Origin of the sequence: Paenibacillus sp. WLX2291, assembly GCF_046603665.1 — a bacterium.
Classification (GTDB): Bacteria; Bacillota; Bacilli; order Paenibacillales; family Paenibacillaceae; genus Saccharibacillus.
This window is the reverse complement of record NZ_CP176755.1, coordinates 5,054,206-5,074,650: the sequence shown is the minus strand read 5'-3', so window position 1 is coordinate 5,074,650 and position 20,445 is coordinate 5,054,206. Positions and strand designations below refer to the sequence as shown.

Annotated in this window: 18 protein-coding genes; 14 read left to right on the top strand and 4 right to left on the bottom strand. The window is 49.1% G+C overall.

Annotated elements, in window-relative coordinates; all coding sequences use genetic code 11:
* Nucleotides 1–431 precede the first annotated feature (431 nt).
* The 3 genes from ACDE64_RS21695 to ACDE64_RS21685 are packed head-to-tail and all read left to right on the top strand — an operon-like array spanning nucleotide 432 to nucleotide 4,599.
* The gene (locus ACDE64_RS21695) at nucleotides 432–932 is read left to right on the top strand and encodes a MarR family winged helix-turn-helix transcriptional regulator (protein ID WP_411344145.1); all 501 of its coding nucleotides are present in this window, start codon (nucleotides 432–434) and stop codon (nucleotides 930–932) included.
* A complete protein-coding gene (locus tag ACDE64_RS21690) occupies nucleotides 929–2,662 on the top strand; it encodes an ABC transporter ATP-binding protein (RefSeq protein ID WP_411348264.1) in 1,734 nt (577 codons plus the stop codon). The genes ACDE64_RS21695 and ACDE64_RS21690 overlap by 4 nt, the downstream gene beginning before the upstream one ends.
* Nucleotides 2,659–4,599, top strand: coding sequence for an ABC transporter ATP-binding protein (locus tag ACDE64_RS21685; protein ID WP_411348263.1), 1,941 nt, complete (start codon nucleotides 2,659–2,661; stop codon nucleotides 4,597–4,599). The genes ACDE64_RS21690 and ACDE64_RS21685 overlap by 4 nt, the downstream gene beginning before the upstream one ends.
* A 331-nt stretch (nucleotides 4,600–4,930) precedes the next feature.
* On the opposite strand, the gene ACDE64_RS21680 is transcribed toward ACDE64_RS21685, so the two are convergent.
* Nucleotides 4,931–5,638 carry a DNA-3-methyladenine glycosylase family protein gene (locus ACDE64_RS21680; RefSeq protein WP_411348262.1) on the bottom strand — a complete coding sequence of 236 codons (708 nt, stop codon included), beginning with the start codon at nucleotides 5,636–5,638 and terminating at the stop codon, nucleotides 4,931–4,933.
* Nucleotides 5,639–6,014: 376 nt separating this feature from the next.
* Between ACDE64_RS21680 and ACDE64_RS21675 the strand changes: the two genes are divergently transcribed.
* Complete coding sequence (locus ACDE64_RS21675) at nucleotides 6,015–6,998, top strand: phosphotransferase enzyme family protein (protein ID WP_411348261.1); 984 nt, start codon at nucleotides 6,015–6,017, stop codon at nucleotides 6,996–6,998.
* A 245-nt stretch (nucleotides 6,999–7,243) separates the two neighbouring features.
* On the opposite strand, the gene ACDE64_RS21670 is transcribed toward ACDE64_RS21675, so the two are convergent.
* Nucleotides 7,244–8,110 carry a YitT family protein gene (locus ACDE64_RS21670; protein WP_411344140.1) on the bottom strand — a complete coding sequence of 289 codons (867 nt, stop codon included), beginning with the start codon at nucleotides 8,108–8,110 and terminating at the stop codon, nucleotides 7,244–7,246.
* A gap of 425 nt (nucleotides 8,111–8,535) precedes the next feature.
* Between ACDE64_RS21670 and ACDE64_RS21665 the strand changes: the two genes are divergently transcribed.
* The 10 genes from ACDE64_RS21665 (at nucleotide 8,536) to ACDE64_RS21620 (ending at nucleotide 18,254) form a co-directional block, all read left to right on the top strand.
* The gene (locus tag ACDE64_RS21665) at nucleotides 8,536–9,450 is read left to right on the top strand and encodes a diacylglycerol/lipid kinase family protein (protein ID WP_411348260.1); all 915 of its coding nucleotides are present in this window, start codon (nucleotides 8,536–8,538) and stop codon (nucleotides 9,448–9,450) included.
* A gap of 19 nt (nucleotides 9,451–9,469) precedes the next feature.
* Nucleotides 9,470–9,646, top strand: coding sequence for a hypothetical protein (locus tag ACDE64_RS21660; protein WP_411344138.1), 177 nt, complete (start codon nucleotides 9,470–9,472; stop codon nucleotides 9,644–9,646).
* Nucleotides 9,647–9,678: 32 nt separating this feature from the next.
* On the top strand, nucleotides 9,679–10,632 hold the full coding sequence (locus ACDE64_RS21655; RefSeq protein ID WP_411348259.1) for a nucleoside hydrolase: 954 nt from the start codon (nucleotides 9,679–9,681) through the stop codon (nucleotides 10,630–10,632).
* Nucleotides 10,633–10,782: 150 nt separating this feature from the next.
* Nucleotides 10,783–11,145: a DUF2294 domain-containing protein gene (locus ACDE64_RS21650; RefSeq protein ID WP_411344136.1), complete on the top strand. Its 363-nt coding sequence runs from the start codon at nucleotides 10,783–10,785 to the stop codon at nucleotides 11,143–11,145.
* Nucleotides 11,146–11,350: 205 nt separating this feature from the next.
* The gene (locus tag ACDE64_RS21645) at nucleotides 11,351–12,436 is read left to right on the top strand and encodes an ABC transporter substrate-binding protein (RefSeq protein ID WP_411348258.1); all 1,086 of its coding nucleotides are present in this window, start codon (nucleotides 11,351–11,353) and stop codon (nucleotides 12,434–12,436) included.
* Between the two features lie 44 nt (nucleotides 12,437–12,480).
* Nucleotides 12,481–13,437: a nucleoside hydrolase gene (locus tag ACDE64_RS21640; RefSeq protein ID WP_411348257.1), complete on the top strand. Its 957-nt coding sequence runs from the start codon at nucleotides 12,481–12,483 to the stop codon at nucleotides 13,435–13,437.
* Nucleotides 13,438–13,733: 296 nt separating this feature from the next.
* On the top strand, nucleotides 13,734–14,558 hold the full coding sequence (locus ACDE64_RS21635) for an ABC transporter permease (protein WP_411348256.1): 825 nt from the start codon (nucleotides 13,734–13,736) through the stop codon (nucleotides 14,556–14,558).
* A 7-nt stretch (nucleotides 14,559–14,565) separates the two neighbouring features.
* Nucleotides 14,566–15,357, top strand: coding sequence for an ABC transporter permease (locus tag ACDE64_RS21630; RefSeq protein ID WP_411344132.1), 792 nt, complete (start codon nucleotides 14,566–14,568; stop codon nucleotides 15,355–15,357).
* 81 nt (nucleotides 15,358–15,438) lie between these two features.
* Entirely contained in the window at nucleotides 15,439–16,515 is a 1,077-nt protein-coding gene (locus ACDE64_RS21625) for an ABC transporter ATP-binding protein (protein WP_411348255.1), read from the top strand.
* Nucleotides 16,512–18,254, top strand: a complete 1,743-nt coding sequence (locus ACDE64_RS21620; protein WP_411348254.1) for an adenine deaminase C-terminal domain-containing protein — start codon at nucleotides 16,512–16,514, stop codon at nucleotides 18,252–18,254. The genes ACDE64_RS21625 and ACDE64_RS21620 overlap by 4 nt, the downstream gene beginning before the upstream one ends.
* Before the next feature lie 238 nt (nucleotides 18,255–18,492).
* Here the strand turns inward: ACDE64_RS21620 and ACDE64_RS21615 are convergent, their stop codons facing one another.
* Nucleotides 18,493–19,830, bottom strand: coding sequence for a hemolysin family protein (locus tag ACDE64_RS21615; RefSeq protein WP_411348253.1), 1,338 nt, complete (start codon nucleotides 19,828–19,830; stop codon nucleotides 18,493–18,495).
* A gap of 136 nt (nucleotides 19,831–19,966) precedes the next feature.
* Entirely contained in the window at nucleotides 19,967–20,335 is a 369-nt protein-coding gene (locus tag ACDE64_RS21610; RefSeq protein ID WP_411348252.1) for a hypothetical protein, read from the bottom strand.
* Between the last annotated feature and the right edge of the window lie 110 nt (nucleotides 20,336–20,445).

Below are 20,445 nucleotides of genomic sequence, written 5' to 3'. Positions count from 1 at the left end.
TCGTTCGCGAGGTTTGCTTAACGACGCAAATCCCATATTCTCTTTATCGTACAGTTATTAAGCTTTTTTAACATTTAACTGTCAAAAAATTTAGCAAGTTTGCAAAAAAGTCATATCTTAACACTTATTTAACAATTGATGGTGGTATTAAGATATGGAAGTCCCCGCTCCGGGATGACATAATGCTGCCACAAGCGCAATCCAAATCAAGCAAACAAAAACGGTAGATCGTATTGTGCAAATATATTGGTACGAATATACGTTATTTTGCAAGAATAAGCTTAAAAAGTGTGCAAGTAATGGTATTATAATAGAGATAATGATTGACAAGGATTTACTGAAAGTTCTAAAATTAGATAACCTAATAAATAGTAATGCTAAATAATTGCCATGTAGTACAAAATACGTGATGAAATTTCGGGGTGAAGAATGTGGAAGATATAAAATTTGAAGGAATCTCGCCAATGGGCGAAGAATTGCTTCGTGCGTTTCGAATGTTCCGAAAGGCAGATTGGAAGCAAAAAGGCGTGGATGGTTACAAACCGAGTGAAATTATGGCGCTGATCTGTATCGGCAACCAAGAGGATTGCAAAAGCTGCGGGATTCAGGTATCTGAACTGAGTCGTATGCTGCGAGTAACCTCACCGACCGTCACCCAATTAATCAAGGGTATGGAAAATGACGGGCTGGTAGAACGCAATATGGACCCAAGTGACCGTCGTGCTGTTCGTGTAACGTTGACGGACAGAGGCGAAACCATCATGGAACAATCATTGTCGGGATTTAAACGTTCTTTTGAGGGGTTGGTTGAATATCTGGGCGAGGAAGACAGTCACAAGCTGGCACAACTGCTTGGACGTGCTTATCAATATTTTGAAGAACGAGTATTTGAACCGCTGGAGCCTACCCAAAAAGGGGATGGTCGAGGATGACCAGAATGCTCCGTCTATTGCGGCCTTATTATGGGGCCGCAATTTTTATTCTGTTCTTAACGTTTGTTCAAACAATGTCTGAACTGTATTTGCCGACCTTGATGGCGGACATTGTGGATACGGGCATTGTGAGCGGGAACATCCCGTATATATGGAATATCGGCTTTTACATGCTAATTGTTGCAGCAATCGGAATGATTTGTTCGATTTTTGCAAGTTTTTTTTCGGCGCGCGTGGCGCTCGGCTTCGGACGTGATCTGCGCAGCCGTGTATTTGCGCATGTGGAGCATTTTTCGTTACAGGAATTCGATACAATTGGTACCGCTTCCCTAATCACGCGTACGACGAACGATATTACTCAATTGCAGCAGGTATTGACGATGATGCTACGTATGATGCTGATGGCGCCGCTGATGATGCTGGGCGGTATCATTATGGCGGTTTCCAAGCAGGGACAATTATCCTTGATCTTCATCGTGGCGATTCCGCTGCTCGGACTGGCGATCTGGCTGATCGGGCGGCGGGGCTTTCCGCTGTTCAAAGTAATGCAGCAAAAGCTCGATCGACTCAATATGGTCATTCGCGAGAATCTGACTGGTATTCGCGTCATCCGTGCCTTTAACCGGGATCGGTATGAAAATACACGCTTTGACGGAGCGAGTCGCGATCTGGCAGATACGGCGATTCGGGTGAACAAGCTGATGGCGTTGATGATGCCGATGATGATGCTGATTCTTGATCTGGTGATCATCGCGATTGTCTGGTTTGGCAGTATGGAGATTGATTATGGACGGATGCAGGTCGGCGATCTGATGGCGTTTGTGCAGTATGCAACGCAGATTCTATTTTCATTTCTGATGCTGTCGGCAATCTTCATTATGGTGCCACGTGCTTCGGCTTCGATTACGCGCATCAATGAAGTGTTGGATATGCAGCCGGACATCGTTGATCCAGCGCAACCAATTGCGACTGAATCGGACACAGGTGCGGCAGTGCTGGAATTCCGCGATGTGGAATTTTATTATCCGGGTGCGGAGCAGCCTGCACTACGCCGGATTTCATTTACAGCCAAACGCGGCGAAGTGATAGCGATTATCGGCGGTACTGGCTCGGGTAAATCAACGCTGGTGAATCTGATTCCGCGCTTTTACGATGTGAGTGACGGTTCTATTTTGATCAACGGGGTAGATATTCGGAACATGCAGCAAACGGAGCTGCGCCAGCATATTGGCTATGTCCCGCAAAAGGCGCTGCTGTTCACCGGCACGATTGCGGACAATATCCGCTACGGTCACAGTGAGGCAACGGTAGAAGAGATCCGACATGCGGCTGTCATTGCGCAGGCGGATGATTTTATCTCGGCAATGCCGGACGGCTATCAGGCGATGATCGCGCAGGGCGGTACAAACGTGTCTGGCGGGCAAAAGCAGCGCTTGTCGATAGCGCGTGCATTGGTGCGTCGTCCCGAGCTGTACATTTTCGATGATAGCTTCTCGGCACTGGATTTTAAAACAGATGCAAGGCTGCGCGCCGCCTTGAAGGCGGAAACGACTCATTCCACAGTGCTAATGGTCGCGCAGCGTGTGAGTACGGTTCGTGATGCAGATCGCATCATTGTGCTGGACGATGGCGGTATGGTCGGCATGGGCAATCATCATGAATTGATGGAACATAGTGACGTTTACCGTGAAATTGTATCGTCCCAGTTGTCGGAGGAGGAGAGCGCATGAATCAACAGCAACCACCGAAACGCCCACCTTCTGGCAGACCACCGGGCGGACCGATGGGAGGACCTCCTGGCGGTCCGCCGGGGATGATGATGCCGGGCGATAAACCGAAAAACTTTGGTCGTACACTCCGCCGCCTGCTGAGTTATTTGAAGCCGCATCGTCTGCAACTGACCGGGGTGCTGGTGGCGGCGATTTTGAGTACCGTATTCAGCATTATCTCGCCGCGCATTCTCGGGATGGCGACGGATGAATTGTTTCACAGTGTGAGCGGCGGGCGGGCGATCGACTTTGGTCTGATCTCGCGTTTGCTATTGATGCTCGCCGGATTGTATATATGTAGCGCCCTCTTTTCGTATATTCAGCAGTTCTGGATGGCGGGTATTACGCAAAATACAGTATATGAGATGCGCCGCGAGATCAAACAAAAGCTGACCCGCTTGCCGCTCAGTTATTATGATCGGCACAGTCATGGCGAGGTACTAAGCCGCGTCACGAACGATGTGGATAATATTAGCACCACGCTTCAGCAAAGCTTGACACAGACGATCACCTCAGCGGTGACGCTGGTCGGTGTTATCATTATGATGCTGTCGCTCAGCCCGCTGATTACGCTGATTACTGTGCTGACGATTCCGCTCAGTCTAGTCGCGACCATCTTCGTCGCCAAGCGTTCGCAAAAACATTTTGCCGGACAGCAGGCAGCGCTTGGTGAGCTGAACGGACATGTGGAGGAAATGTATACCGGTCATCCTATCGTCAAAGCATTCGGTCAGGAGCAGCAGTCGCTAGCGCAATTCGATACATTGAACGACCGTCTGTATCAATCCGGTTGGCGTGCACAGTTTATCTCCGGTATCATTATGCCGCTGATGAACTTTGTTAGTAATATCGGTTATGTGCTGATCTGTGTCGTTGGTGGCATTATGGTGACACGCGGTGCGATTGGGATCGGTGGCATTCAGGCATTTATCCAGTATGCACGCCAATTCTCACAGCCGATTACGCAGCTGGCGAATATTTCGAATATTATCCAGTCGGCGATTGCGTCGGCAGAGCGCGTATTTGAAGTGCTGGATGAGCAGGAGGAGGTACAGCCTGCTCTGGCTATTGCCGGAGAACAACAGCGTCAAGGTTCTTCGGTATCGATGGGTGTTCCTGCTTCGGATACATCGATGGATAGCGATCCGCGCTGGGTACGCGGAGATGTGACCTTTGAACATGTACAGTTTGGCTATAAGCCGGAACAGTTGCTTATCAAGGATATGAATATTCATGTAAACGCCGGGCAGACGGTAGCGATTGTGGGACCGACTGGTGCGGGCAAGACGACGCTGATCAATCTGCTGATGCGCTTTTACGAGTTGAACGGCGGTCGCATTCTGATCGACGAACGGAATATTACGGACATACCACGCGGAGAGCTGCGCAGTCTGTTCGGTATGGTGTTGCAGGATACGTGGTTGTTTGGCGGTACGATTCGCGACAATATCGCCTACGGTCGGGAAGGTGCGAGTGTGGAGCAGATTGTACAGGCAGCCGAGGCGGCGCGGGCGGATCATTTTATACGTACCTTGCCAGATGGATATGATACGGTGCTGAACGAAGAAGCGTCCAACATTTCACAGGGGCAAAAGCAATTGCTGACGATTGCACGCGCCATTCTCGCTGACCCGTCGATTCTGATTCTGGATGAGGCAACCAGTAGTGTCGATACACGCACCGAGGTGCTGATTCAGCAGGCGATGAATGAGCTAATGCAGGATCGCACGAGCTTCGTGATTGCCCATCGTCTGTCCACGATTCGCGGCGCCGATCACATTCTGGTCATGAACCACGGTGAAGTGATCGAGCAGGGAACGCATGAACAGTTGTTGGAACGGAATGGATTTTATGCGGATCTGTACAACAGTCAGTTTGCTGGTCAGGCAGTTGGTTAACGTGTGAATGCTTCATTGGGAAGGATGATGGAGCATCGTGAGGTACAGTGAATAGGATGAAGAGTAGGGAATAGAGTACTTGGAAAAAGGCTAGACTTGTCCCGCTGACTGACAGCTTATATGCTGCTTGGTCAGCGGGATTTTTGGTAGAGGCTGTTGTACAATAAAGTGGATGATGTAGATGACGTAAGTGATGGATAGGATGGAAAGGGAGTAGAGAATATGGATCAACATGATCAACGAGACGATATCCTTACATATGAGCAGCGGAATATCTATGTATATTCGCTGGTATATTCTCCGCTTCCACTGGATTATTTAGCCCACTGAGTTAGGATGTAGAATCATCCGGCACATCGTAATCGGCAAAACTCTTGCCCGAATCGACCCAGCCGATATTGATCGCTTCCCACAGGTAAATGGACGCGGCGGTTGGATGCGCTGTCCAGTTGATCTCATGCTGCTGGGTGTATCCGCCATCTGAACGTTCGTCCATCCCATGCAGCCAGCGGGCGGCGCGTTGCAATCCGGCATCGCCATGGGAGAGAATCCCCGTACGACCAAGGCTGAAAATGAGAAACATTTCCGCTGTCCAGCGTCCAATGCCTTTGACCGCGATCAGCGCCTTCATCACTTCCTGATCAGATAGCTCATCTAATTGTTCTAGCGGTAGCATGCCCTCCTGTACATGATGGCACAGATCGCGGATATAGCGGATTTTGAACATAGATACGCCGACTTCGCGCAGCTGCTCGTCGCTCAATTCGCTGATTCTATCAGCATTCATACGATCGCCGCATAGCTCCACGACACGCCCCCAGATGGTGGCGGCAGCTTTGACAGACAATTGCTGTGAAATGATGGACGAGACGAGCGACATAAAGGGGTCCGCACGTAGTGGAATATCCAGCGGTCCGATGAGTTGGATTAATCGTCCTAGTACAGGATCGGCTTGCATTAGTTGGCGTATCTGCTCATGATCGAGAGAGAGCTGTAATGTAGTTGGTTTGCGATTGATGTTCGTATGATCTTCAGACATGGTGATGCCTCCTAGTAAAAATTTCATTCGATATGCAGTAATTCATCAGGCGGTATAGCAGTGAAGATTATCGACACTTTACAGTTTTTATCATGAGTGGGCGAAAGATTGAATTGAAAACTATGTCCACTTTGATACCAGTAAACAAATCGTCTATTTTGTACAGTGATGTTGCGTAGTGGAGTGCGAATAAGCTATCCCTCCTTGGACAGATAAATGATAGTAGGATGATCATACCAAGCAGCATACATAAAGATCATAGGCACGAACGTTGTACTCTTGTATCGTAAACTTTTACATATGACGGATACATTCATTTCATTATAGTTGTGATAAATTATAAAAAATAAGAATAACAAACCAAGGAGGTTATGAAATGGAAAGAGCTATTATCCCATTGTTTCAGCCGGCAATCTTACACGAAGCAGCAAAACGCTTCGGAATGAATACAGAAAAACTAAAAAATCTTCATGGTTTTCAAAACTTTGTCTTTGAATCGTTTGGACAGAATAAACCACTTATCTTGCGCATCGCCCATCAATCTCATCGTTCTGCTGAGATGGTGGAAGGAGAGTTAGAGTGGGTGAATTATCTGTATGAACATGGAATACCTTGTGCAAAACCAGTAGCTTCATTAGCTGGTAGATTTATAGAAGTTATTGAAGTTCGTGATTTTTATTTTGTTGCATGTGCTTTTGAAAAGCTAGAGGGACATATTCCTCCTTCATACGAAGAAAATCCTGTGCTATATCAAAAATTAGGGAAAATAACTGGTAAAATTCATGCTCTATCAAAAAACTATCAACCTTCATCATTAATACATACACGTTATGAATGGCATGACAATCATTACCTTCGTAGGGTGAAAAATTATGTTCCAATCGAATTGGAAATCGTTCACAAAAGATTTGAACATCTTTTACAAGATATACAGTCTTTGCCCAAAAATAAAAATACATATGGACTGATTCATGGTGATATAAGGCTCGGGAATTTTCTTGTGAAGCAACAAACGGTATCTATCATCGACTTCGATGAGTGCGAATACAGTTGGTATATGAGTGACATAGCGATTGCACTTTTTTATGCGACTCCATTACCTAGTTGGAGAGGAGAAGCAAAGCGTTTAGAAGTAGCGCGTCATTTCTACGAAAATTTTATGGAGGGCTACATCAGTGAGAATAGTTTAGAAGCATATCAGCTAAACCATCTACCTTTGTTACTTAAATTGCGCGAGATGCTGCTCTTCTCTGCTATCTATCGTAGTTTGCATCCAGATTTGATGGACGATTGGACAAAAGATTACATTGTTTTTGCTAAGGAGAATATTGAACAAGGTTATCCTTATATTTCTTTATAAGATATGAACGAATACGCTTCTAATAGCAAGAGAGGGAATTTACGTGACGGATTGTCAACATTCATACACATATATCTAGTTCCCTTTTCATCACAAAATTCTTTACAATCCATCATATGAAAAAAGAAGCTTTTTCTCTATACCGAGAAAAAGCTTCTTTTATTGAATCAGACACCGTATCGATTGGGTTATGGTTAATAGAAGGTCTCTACTCCACAGTTCATCATACGGCGGCTAACGCGGAATCAGTGAATACTTTTCTTCTCAAAATTGCCACCGATCACTTCGCTCACATGCTCAACAGCAAGGAATGCAGTTGGGTCTATATCGTGTACGATGTTGCGCAACTTAGCAAGTTCCAGACGGCTGACGACGCAGTAGATCATTTGCGTATCTTCGCCGGAGTATCCGCCTTTGGCATACATGAATGTAGTGCTGCGACCGAGACGATCCATGATCGCTTGGGAAATCTCATTGTATTCTTGCGAGATGATCGTAACGGATTTGGATTCTTCCAAACCTTCCACCACGATATCCATCACTTTGGCGGCAATATAGTAGGTGAAGATGGAGAACATTGCGGAATCCCAGCCGAATACAAAGCCTGCCGCGGTAAAGATAAAGATATTGATAATCATGACGATCTGACCGACCGGCATGTGGAACTTCTTAGACAACAGAATCGCTACAATCTCGGTTCCGTCCAATGAACCGCCGAAGCGGATAACAAGGCCAATTCCGAAGCCGAGAATGACGCCGCCGAACATACTGGCGAGCATTTTATCATCGGTCAGTGCTGGTACATGGTGCAAATACGCGGTCATCGACGACATGACGGCGATACCGTACAGGGTAGATATAGCGAACGTTTTACCGATCTGTTTATACCCGATAATCAGGAACGGCACGTTGATGATGAAGATGAAGATACCAAGCTGGATTGTACTCAGCTCAGACAGGATGATCGAGATACCGGTAATACCGCCATCAATCACGCTGTTGGGGATTAGGAAAATTTCGAGTGCTACCGCCATCAGAACGGCGCCGGTCGTGATAAAGATAAACTTGGCTAGCAATTGAGTCAACGACATTTTACGGTGTTTTCTTGGCATACACAATCCTCATTTCCGGAGTAGTTTGGCAGGATTGTTGATTAATTCCATAACGCTGCGTGGAGTTCCGGATTACGAAAGTGACATCAGCGAACAAGTGACCGACCGCCGGATTACTGCAATATCTGTCTCTGTAGGGCTTCAAATCTGTAACCGGAAGCGGCTTTATCGAACTACTCAACAAACATTTTATCTTTAAATCATAATGATAATCTACCTATATAAATTATAGCATAAAAACACTTGCAAACCCAATAAAACGTAAAATTGAATCGATTTTTTGCAAAAAAGCCAGATTTAACGAACAATTTCCATTATATCGCAACAAGGCACGCAAAATATACGCCAATGTCGCAAAATCATGTAAAAAAATCATATCATCGGTGCGCTATTATCTGCCAATGATCCAAAATGGGGGTTATACGATGTACGATAAAGGTCTTTTTATTTATAACGGCAATGCCGGTTCGGTTGATGAGGGGCAGCTCGGTATGGTGCTTGGCATTCTGTCGCCGGAGCTGCCAGAACTGAATGTACGACGTACGTCCAAACCGGGCGAAGCGAAGCAGCTATGCCGTGATCTGGGGGAGCAGTATGATGTGGTGTATATTTTTGGCGGCGATGGTACAGTGCATGAGTGTATTAATGGGTTGGCGGATCTGGAGCATCCGCCGGTAATCGGCGTGCTGCCGGGCGGCACCTGCAATGACTTTTCGCGTGCGCTGTTTATGCCGCAGCAATTACAGCGCGCAGCGGAAGCATTAATATTGCGTCATACGCGCACGCTGGATATCGGTACGGCGAACGGGCATTATTTTACGAATTTCTATGGCATCGGGCTGATCTCGGAAACGTCGCAAAATATTAACACGGATATGAAAGGGGCATTTGGCAAGCTGAGTTATTTTCTCAGTACATTGCAAACCGTGCGAACGGCACAGCAGTTTCATTTTCAATTGGAGCATGACGATGGGGAGCTGTCCGGCGAAGCAGTGATGATCTATGCGGCAAATGGACGTTATCTCGGGACCAATCCGCTGCCGTTTCACGACAAATCGCTACAGGATGGATTGCTGGATGTGCTAGTGATTCGCGAGGCAGGATTGCCGCTGCTGCGTGAGCTGCTCAGTCGCAAAGTGCCGGGCGAATGGGCGCCGCAAAATGACAACATTCAGTATATCCGTACCTCGCAGCTGCATGTGATCACTGACAAGCCGATGGCAGCGGATACGGATGGCGAGATCTATCTGCAAACACCGGGTAAGCTCGGTGTGCTACCGGGCAAGCTGACCTTTCTCGTTGGTGAACCGGAAGATGTAACGAGCAGCAGCAATGGATGAGATGCACAGCTTCCAGTAAATGACTGTGGAACATCCTGCAAGCTTCCCTCATAATAGAAACAAGCCGTATGGCATGCTGGCAGTACGCCTTGATCGTATGGCGTTGATTGCCGGAACGACATGCCTTCTGGATCGCCGTCCGTTGCCAATGCTTGCCATCTCGCAAGCGGCTGCGACAGGCACAGCTGCGGACTGATTGAGCAAACAAAATTGGGGGAATCAAACGCAATGTCACAGACCAAATCCGTATATTTTAACCATGATGCCGGTGTCGATGATCTGGTATCCCTGTTTATGCTGCTACAAATGGACAATGTGCAATTGACTGGTGTATCGGTCATTCCAGCCGACGGCTATTTGGAGCCGGGTGCTGATGCAAGCCGCAAAATCATTGACCGTTTCGGAACATATGCACCGGAAACTGCCAAATCCAATTCGCGCGGCAAAAATCCATTTCCACCAGCATGGCGCATGCATACCTTTTACGTGGATGCCCTGCCAATCCTGAACGAATCTGGCAACATGGATGCGCCCTTGTCGGAACTTCCGGCGCATCGTCATATGATCCAGCAACTGCTGCAAACCGAAGGCAAAACAACGCTGCTGTTCACTGGTCCGCTGACCGATCTGGCGCGTGCACTGGATGAAGCGCCCGAGATTGAAGACAAGATCGAGAAGCTGGTCTGGATGGGCGGCGGCTTTGAACGTGGTAATGTAGATGAGCCAGAGCATGACGGCACCGCCGAATGGAATGTATTCTGGGACCCGGAAGCGGCGCATCGTGTATGGCAAAGCGGCATCGAGATCGATCTGGTTGCACTGGAAAGTACGATCAAAGTACCGCTCGATCTGAAAATCCGCAAGCGTTGGTCATCCGAACGCCGGTACGAAGGTGTTGATTTCCTCGGCAACTGTTATGCTTGTTGCCCGCCACTAGTGCATATGGAGAACAATTCCACCTACTACTTCTGGGATGTACTGACAACGCTGTCGATTGGCAAACCAGAGCTGGTGAGCAAAAAGACGATCAACTGCATCGTCATCCCGGACGGTCCATCGCAGGGCAGAACGGTAGAACAGCCAGACGGTCGTCCAGTCAATCTGGTGTATGATACCGATCCAGAAGCGTTTGCCGATTATATGATTGAGCTGGCGAAGAAATCAGCACCGGCGCGTTACTGATTGTAACTATCGATAGTTACATGGAATGTTCGCTTTTGGAGCATATTTTCAATTTTAAAATGATATTGTCTTGCCTGTACCGATTAATTTATGTATAATGACAGGGTCAGTACACGACAATGTACGACATTTTCCGGCGAAGGTGATAACATGAATCCTCTACCTCTGGACCATAATGAGTCCAAGAAACGGATGGCACAGCTGTATAACGAAGTATCCAAGGAACTATTCGGTTACGGAACGACGCTGTTGCGTGTGACCGTGGAGGATGGACTGATTACCTTTCAGGCACGACACCGGCGCTCACCGCGCTCGGCAGCGCTGGAAGGGGAAGACCTGGCGCTCAAGCAGGAAGTGGATTTTCGCTTATCGATGGTATATAAGCGCAAATTCCGCGAAAAGCTGGAGCAGGATATGCAACTGAATATTGAAGCGATTTTGCGTGACTATGACGCGCCGACCCAGTGGGCATTTACGAATGTGATCCTGGTGAAGGAACCTCAGGCGCAATAACGCTTTGCGCTATGTTGATCTGGCTGGCGGATTTTCCTTTTTGATCTATCTTAAAGGTTGACCGCATGGCACAGGCTGCAACGGGTACCGCTTTTCCTTTGTTTATCGAAGAAAAGTGTTCTTGTTCTCTGACAAGAATACTTTTCTTTTTTGTTTTTTATAGGCAAGCATAATACGGTGGATCATTTTAAAGGGGGATTTGACAATGTTCAAAAAGACGTGGATGAGTGGAGTACTGGCGCTGTCGCTGGCTGGCGTAGGATTGGCTGGTTGCGGCACGACGATTGACGGACCCGGAGGCAGTACAAGCAATAGCTCCGACAGCAGTGATGGCAAGCCGAAGCTGGTAATCTCGACTTGGGGCTTTTCCGAAGATTTCCTGCAACAATCGGTATTTGAACCGTTTGAAAAGGAGCATAACGTTGACATCGTGCTGGAGACAGGCAATAACGCCGAGCGTTTGAACAAGATTCGTCAGGGCAGCTCTAACGTCGATCTGGTCTACTTGTCCGACTATTATGCGCAGCAAGGCATCGACGAAGGACTGTTCGACACCATCGACCGCAGCAAAATCCCGAACATTGACAATATTTACGACATTGCCAAAGCACCCAATGGCGACCAGTACGGTCCTGCCTACACCGTCGCGCAGCTTGGCATCGCGTACAACCCGGATATGGTGAGTGGCGAAGTGAAATCGTGGTCTGATCTGTGGAAACCGGAATTCAAAGGCAATCTGACGATGCCAGCGATTACTGCCACTGCTGGTCCGATGATGGTCGACGCCGCTTCCCGTGCCGCAGGCAATGAACAATTTAACGAAGACGCCGCCTTCACACAATTGACCAAGCTAAACGACAGTGTGGTTAAATACTATAGCCAGACGTCTGAATACGTGAATATGATCGGTCAGGGCGAGATTGCTGGCGGACCGATTATGGAAATGTATTTCAAAGATATTCAGGCAGCTGTACCGAACGCCAAATTCGTCTCACCGGAAGACGGTGGCTATGCCGTTATCAACACCGTGAACATCGTCAAAGGCAGTGCCAACAAAGAATTGGCAGAAGAGTTTATCGACTGGCAGCTAGGCAAAGACGTGCAGGAAGCTTCCGCCAAAGCCAAAGTCGATTCTCCGGTCAATACGCAGGTTGTCCTGACTGACGAAGAAGCGCAAGGACTAACATACGGCGCTGACGTGATCGAAAGTCTGCGCAAACTTGATATGAAATTCGTCAACGACAATATGCCAACATGGACGGATCGCTGGAACCGTGAAATCGGCGGCTGATCTCCAGCGCTGATTCCCCTATCGAAAGGATGAACCTTCACCTTATGGACACGCAAACCAACAAACGTACCGTCATTATGGACGTAGATACAGGGATCGACGACGCACTTGGCATCATGCTAGCCGCTGGCAGCGGCGATTGTGACATCCTTGGCATTACGACTGTCAACGGCAACGTCTCGCTGGAACAGGCAACGATCAATACGTTAAAAATCACACAGCTCATTCAGCATAACAACATTCCCGTCTACCGCGGTGCTAACGCGCCGCTGGTGCGGAAACCGACATTTGAACACGCCGTGCATGGCAATGACGGCATCGGCGGTGCGCTGCAAGATATGGACGTACAGCGCAGTACCGAAGCGCAACCCGCGCATGAATATATCATCGAGCAGGTCATGAACCGCCCCGGCGAGATTACCCTGATCATGACCGCGCCGCTGACTAATCTGGCACGCGCCCTGCTGCATCAGCCCGACCTACCGCAATACGTACGCGAAGTGATCATCATGGGCGGCGCTGTCAATGAGTACGGCAACATCACACCAACCGCCGAATACAACATCTACGTCGATCCCGAAGCTGCCAAACAAGTCTTCGCTGCCGGATTCCAGCACATCGTGCTCGTCCCGCTCGACGTCACCCGACGCGTCCTGCTCGACCGCAACCATCTGGCTGCCCTAGCACGCACCGCCAAACCGGAAATCGCCGCCTACGTCCGTCAGAGCACATCGGATTACATGCAACGCTACGAACAACGCAACGGCGTACAAGCCTGCGCCATGCACGACCCACTAGCCGTAGCCGCCGCCCTGAATCCCAAACTGGTAAGCACAACCGCCTACCACGTCGACGTCGAAACGAACAGCGACCTCTGCGACGGTCAAACCGTCTGCGATTTCCAAAACCGTCTAGGCAAACACCCCAACATCCAAGTCGCCCTAAACGTAGACCACATCGAATTCTTCCACTACTTCCTAAGCGCTCTAAGCCGGTTGTAACAGAAGAATCAAACTATCAAAGTCCAACTTTCAATTTCATTCACCCTGCTACACCCCCAAAGCAAAATGATTTTAATCTCTACCCTGCTACACCACCCAAAGCGCGATTCAGCACGTAGCGGAGGGAAGGGAATAGGGGAAAAGGACGACCTTGGAGCGCGGGAATCTTCATTCCTTCCTACTCCAAAAGATTCCCGCGTTCCACCGGAGGACGTTCCCCTATCCCTTCCCGCAGCGGACGTCCTGCAATCCCGCCAACCAACCAAACCAATTAAAACTCAAGGAGCGCCCCCACCATGACCAAATCAAGGCACATCTACTGGCTGCTCCTGCCCGGTCTGCTATTCTTGACCGTCTTCATGCTGGTGCCGATCATTCTGACGATCGGGTCCACCTTTGTACAGGAAGGCAGACCGACGCTGGACGGTTATCTGCACTTTTTCAAAGACGCCTATTTCAATAAAATCCTGCTGACGACACTCAAAGTCAGCCTGCTGACCACGCTGATCTGTATCGTGCTCGGCTACCCGGTCGCCTTTTACATATCCCGACTGGGCAAACGTCCGAAGGCAATCCTGCTGGCGCTGTCGATTTTCCCGCTACTGACCAGCCCGGTTGTGCGTTCGTTCAGTTGGATGATCATCCTCGGACGCAATGGACTAGTGAACCAGTTTCTGACCGGCATCGGTATCGTCGACAAGCCGCTGGAGATTCTGTACACACCGTCAGCGATGATTATCGGTATGGTGCATCTGTTCCTGCCGCTCATCATCATCACCCTGGTCGGCGTGATGGAAAATGTTGACTACGAACTGATCCGTGCCGCGGAAAGTCTGGGTGCATCTCGCTTTACCGCACTGCGCAAAATTCTGTTCCCGCTTACCATTCCCGGTCTGATCATCGGCAGTGTACTCGTCTTCGTCGGTAGTCTGACCGCATACACTACCCCGGCGCTGCTAGGCGGGAAAGAGCGGGTCATTTCCACCTTTCTGTATCAAAATGCGATGACCTTGAATGACTGGTATCTAGCGTCCGTCATCGCCACGATTATGATTGTCATTACACTAATCATTGTTGCCCTGATGAACAAGGCAGCTGTGAAATTGAATCCGAAGGGGTGAGCCTAGCATGAAAGAAAGACATTACGGACTGGCGATTTTCAGCACGCTTGTATTTCTATTTTTGCTGGGACCGCTCGTTATTATCTCGGTGACTTCCTTCGGTCCGGGAACAGTACTCAAGTTTCCACCGGACGGCTTCTCGCTGAAATGGTATCAGAATATATGGGAAGTGAGCATGTTCCCAAAAACCTTTGTCACCTCGATCATCATCTCGTTGCTCGGCAATCTGCTAGCACTCGTGCTGGGCATTCCGGCGGCGTATGCGCTCAGCCGTTATCGGTTCAAAGGACGCGATCTGCTGAATGCAATCTTCCTGTCGCCAGTATTGATTCCCGGCATCGTGCTTGGGTTTACGATGCTCAAATACGTGCTCGTTATGTATCATCTGCCGATTTACACCGGTTTGCTGGTCGGGCATACCGTTATTATGATGCCGTTCATTATCCGGGTCGTCGGCTCCAGCTTGTCGAGCTTTGACTTTGCGATTGAAGAGGCGGCGATTAGCCTTGGTGCAGGTCGGGTCGAAACCTTTTTCAAGGTCGTCCTGCCGAATATTCGCTCTGGCATTATGGCAGCGGTATTGATCGCCTTTCTGGAATCGTTCAACAATGTGGACATTTCCGTCTTCATGACCGGTCCGGGAATCAGTACATTACCGATCCAGATGCTGACGTATGTACAAAATTACTTTGACCCAACAATTGCGGCAATCTCGGTCGTGCTGATGTTGCTGACCGTGCTGCTCATGTTCGGTATTGAACGCTTGATGGGCGGACTGTCGTATTTTACCAAACGCTGACGTATTCGTTCGGAATAGACAACACTATAAGCATACCGGCTGGCAACGATGCCGGATTACATCTATTGGAGGCATACGGCTATGGCATTACTCAACTTGGAACAAGTATCGGTGGCGTATGACAACCACCTGATTCTTGAAAATTTTGATCTAGAACTGGCAGAAGGCAAATTGCTCTCTCTGCTCGGTCCGAGCGGTTGCGGCAAAACAACAACGTTACGCCTGATCGCCGGATTTCTGGAAGCGAAGGATGGCAAGTTCCTATTCAACGGACGTGATTATACAAGACTACCAGTGAGCAAACGTAATTTTGGCTTTGTATTTCAAAACTATGCGTTGTTCCCGCATCTGTCGGTATACGATAATGTCGCTTTTGGATTGCGGCTGCGCAAGCTGAAGGAAGCAGAAGTGAAAACCAAAGTATTGCGTATGTTGGAAATCGTCAATCTGAACGGATTTGAGAAACGGTTTCCGCAAGAGTTGTCCGGTGGGCAGCGTCAGCGGGTCGCGATTGCACGGGCGCTCGTTATTGAGCCGGATCTGCTGCTGTTCGATGAACCACTGAGCAATCTGGATGCGAATCTGCGGGTTACGATGCGAGTGGAGATTCGTCGTTTGCAGCAGGAGCTAGGCATGACGGCGGTATATGTCTCGCATGATCAGGAAGAATGCTTCTCCATCTCTGACAGTGTGGCGATTATGAACGCTGGGCGGATTGAGCAGCTGGGTGCACCGTCAGACATTTATCAGTATCCGAAAACGGAATATGTCGCGCGGTTTATCGGGTTTAACAATTTTCTTGATTTTGGTGATACGCGTCAAGGCGTGCAGGGATTGGAATGGACAGCGGGCGAATATGGCTTTGCCGCTTTGTTGCAGCCCGGACAATCGACAGCAGATCGGTACAAAGGCGCGATTCGTCCAGACGATCTGCAACTGGTTGCAGCAGAACAGGCAGGACAATCGCTGACTGCATCGGTCAATACGTTGCCGGGTACGATCAAAGTGAGTACGTATCTGGGGCGCAGTTACCAGTACGAAGTGGAGACACCGCTCGGTATGTTCACCGTGAATCAGGAGATGGATGCGCCGCTAGCGCCGGGTATGCAGGTCGGAGTTCATTTTCCGGCAGACAAGATTGTGATGGTGAAGCTATGAGTTCTTATGAAGTAGATCTGCTGATCACGAACGTAAAGGTATTCAACAGCTATTACAAGCAGTTTCGTCATGGCATGGTGGCGGTGAAGAATGGTCAATTCGCTTATATCGGCGATGGCGATTCCCACCGCTTCTCAGCGGCAGTTACCGTGCAGGGAGAGGGGCGACACCTGATCCCCGGTCTGATCGATATTCATCTGCATATCGAGAGCTCGATGGTGACACCAGCGACCTTTTCCCATGGTATTATTCGGCGCGGCGTAACTACGATTGTACCGGAGCCGCATGAGATGGCGAATGTATTCGGTATCGAAGGTGTGCAGGAAATGATGGCTGCCAGCCAGAATACCGTCTGCGATATGTTCTACGGGATTCCAAGCTCGGTCCCGGCGACACCGCTAGAAACGACTGGCGGCTCTATTGAAATTGCGGATATCGACGAGCTGATGACATCGGGCAATATTGCCTGTCTCGGCGAAATTATGAACTATGTCGATGTGATCCGTGATCCAGATTGCAAAACGAATCATATTTTGCGTCATGTCAAAGAGAGCTATCCGCATCTGGTTATTGAGGGACACACGCCGAAGCTGCTTGATCTGGATCTGCATCGTATTATGCTTGCTGGTGTGGATTCAGATCATACGCATCAGAGTATTGAAGGCATGACCGCCCGCATCGCCGCAGGCATGTTTATCGAATTGCAGGAGAAGTCGATGACGCCGGAAGTGATGGAGTATGTGATCCGTCATGATGTAGCGGAGCATTTCTGCTTTGTCACCGATGATGTGATGACCGACCGATTAGCGTGGGAAGGGCATCTGGATCATATCGTGCGCAAAGCGATTCATATGGGTATGAGCCCGGAAGATGCGATCTATGCGGCGACCTTTACCCCGGCGCGTCGGATGAAGATGACCGACCGCGGAACGGTATCGCCGGGCAAGGTGGCAGATTTTCTATTGCTGTCGGATGTGAATGAATTTGTAATCGACGAAGTGTATAAAAAGGGGCAACTGGTGTACCGCGAAGGCGACAGCTATCTGCAAACCGTAGAGGACAAGCAGTTCCCAGCGCATTTTTACCGTAGTGTACAATTGTGTTCGCTGACAGCAGAGGATTTGGATGTGCATGTACCGATTCAGGATGGGCTGTACCGCTGCCGGGCGATGATCGTCAAGGACGGCTCCACGTTTACCGAGGAACGGCTGGTAGATATTCCAGTGCGTAATCAGCGGCTATGCTGGCAAGAGAGCGGCTACGGATTAATTGCGACCTTTGAGCGGTATGGTAAAAACGGGAATCGCGCTTATGGGCTGATCGGCGGCGACACGATCCAGCGCGGCGCGATTGCAACGACCTATTCGCACGATAATCACAATCTGCTTGTCGTGGGACATCAGGTGGACGATATGCTGACAGCGGCTAATTATGTCGTTAGCGTACAGGGTGGCTTCTGCGTGGCAGGAGATGGAAGTGTGCAAGCGGCACTGGATTTGCCAGTAGGCGGTATTCTGACCGAAGCGCCGCTGGAAGAGACAGCTGTACAGGTGGAACAGCTCGTATCCGCGATGAGAGGGCTTGGATACAAACACTATAATCCCATCATGTCCGTTAGCACGCACTCCTTGCCTGTTAGCCCGGCTCTGAAAATTACCGATCACGGACTGATCGATGTGAACGCAGGCAAAGTTGTGCCACTGATCGTAGAGCGAGTCGGCGATCTGGTGAGTGTATAAGCTTTGTACCCTTATTGAATCAAATATTAATCGAATATAACAAGTAAGCCTTTATCAACAGATAAAGGCTTTTTATATTGCAGGTAATACTTCATATGATTAGAAGTCAGAGTGAAAGATAATAATCCATATAGATGATGTACATGATGTGCAAATGCCCTGTACAAAAAACAGCCGTTAACCCACGCAAGGGCTAACGGCTGTTGGCAGTTCAACGAGCAACTACCAGCTCATTCTGTTATTCTTCTTCCTGCTCTGCCAGTTCTGAATCGGACAGATGACGTGAAATCTCCAGCTTGCGGTAGCGGCGTACACCGCGGCGCAGGACGCGAATGGTTAGATTCTCGAACTCGTACACAGCGCCGACTGGCAGATCAGGACGCTGGTTATACAGCCAGCCACCGATCGTATCCAATTCTTCATCATCCAGCTCGATATTCAAAATATCGTTGACCCGGTTGATAAATACTTTGCCGTCCACGATCAGACGATTCTCATCCATACGCTGGATTTCGTCTTCTTCGTCCGCATCGAATTCGTCACGGATTTCGCCGACGATCTCTTCCAGAATATCCTCAATCGTAATCAGACCAGATGTACCACCATATTCATCCACCAGAATGGCGATATGCGTACCTTCGCGCTGCATCCGTTTCAGCAGATCCTTGACCGGAATCGTCTCGGATACGGACATCACCGGGTGAATGAGCGAAGCTACATGCAGATCGGCTTGCTCCTCGGCAGCAAGGAAGAACTGCTTCGTATTGACCATACCGACGATATTATCCTTACTACCTTCGGCAATTGGGAAACGCGTATACTGTTCGCGGCGGATAATCGCACGGTTTTCTTCCGGCGTCTTGTCCGCAAACAGACAGACCATATCGGTACGCGGCACCATCAGCTCTTTGGCAATCATCTCGTCAAAAGCAAAGATCCGGCTCACATAGCCAAATTCGCTCTGGTTGATCTTACCGCTCTCGTAACTTTCGTTCAGAATAATATGCAGTTCTTCTTCACTGTGCGCTTCTTCCGACTCGCTGGCAGGACGCAGACCGATCAGCTTGAGCAGCAGATTGGCAGAACCATTCAGCACCCAGATAAACGGATACATCGCCCGGTTGAACCAGATGATCGGGCGCGCAGTGTATAGAGTCACCATTTCCGCTTTGCGCAGTGCAATCGTCTTCGGCGTCAATTCACCGACAACGACGTGGAAATACGTAACTAAAATTAAGGCAATAGCATATGACAAAATGTGCGACAACGCGGTAGGTACGCTCAAACTATGGAAAACCGGCTCCAGAATCGCTTCCACCGTCGGTTCCCCGAGCATACCAAGACCGAGTGCTGTAATCGTAATCCCCAGCTGACACGTCGACAGATACCCATCCAGATTGGAAATGACCTGCTTCGCATACCGAGCATTTTTGTTACCTTCAGCAATCAGCTGGTCGATCCGGCTACCCCGCACCTTTACAATTGCAAATTCCACCACCACGAAAAAGGCGGTCATCACGATCAAAATAATAAATAAAGTAAAATTGAGTCCTATATTAATACCACTGTCAGTCAACAAAACTCTCTCCCTTCGCGCGAGCCGGAGCACTGCCCAGTTGCTACATATGCAGCAATGGATAGCGCCAGCGGCATCGTCACCGTTTCAATAATATGGATACATATCAACTATGCGTACTTGCAGTACAATCAGGCTACACAATCATCACAGCCTGATCCATATAATTGGACCGGTACTTGAGCGCCGCCAGCAGCAGGCGCTTCAGCAGGAGAGGTATGCAGGATAGCAGATGAGTGCGGCCGATGACCGGCAACAACGTCCATCCGGCAAACAGCACGCTTAACGAGATGCCACCCGTCAGATCGGGGACATCATTGCCATCGTTACTGTTATGTGCATGGCGCGGTGCGCTCCATGACATATTGCCCGGATTGATTCCGTTGGTGACGGCAAAGTCATAATCTGTTTCGTCTGCCGACTGAAAAGGCAAGCAGAACAAAAGCAGGATAAGACTAAAGACAAGGGCACTCATCTGCCGCCTTCGTGAAGGTAAATGATCCAATTCGCATCTCCCATTTGTTATAACGGTTTTTCCGTCCGGATATGACTGCCGGCGGTGTGCTTGCACAGGTATCGATACGATAACCCGTGCCAGCCTACCGCCGGCAGTCC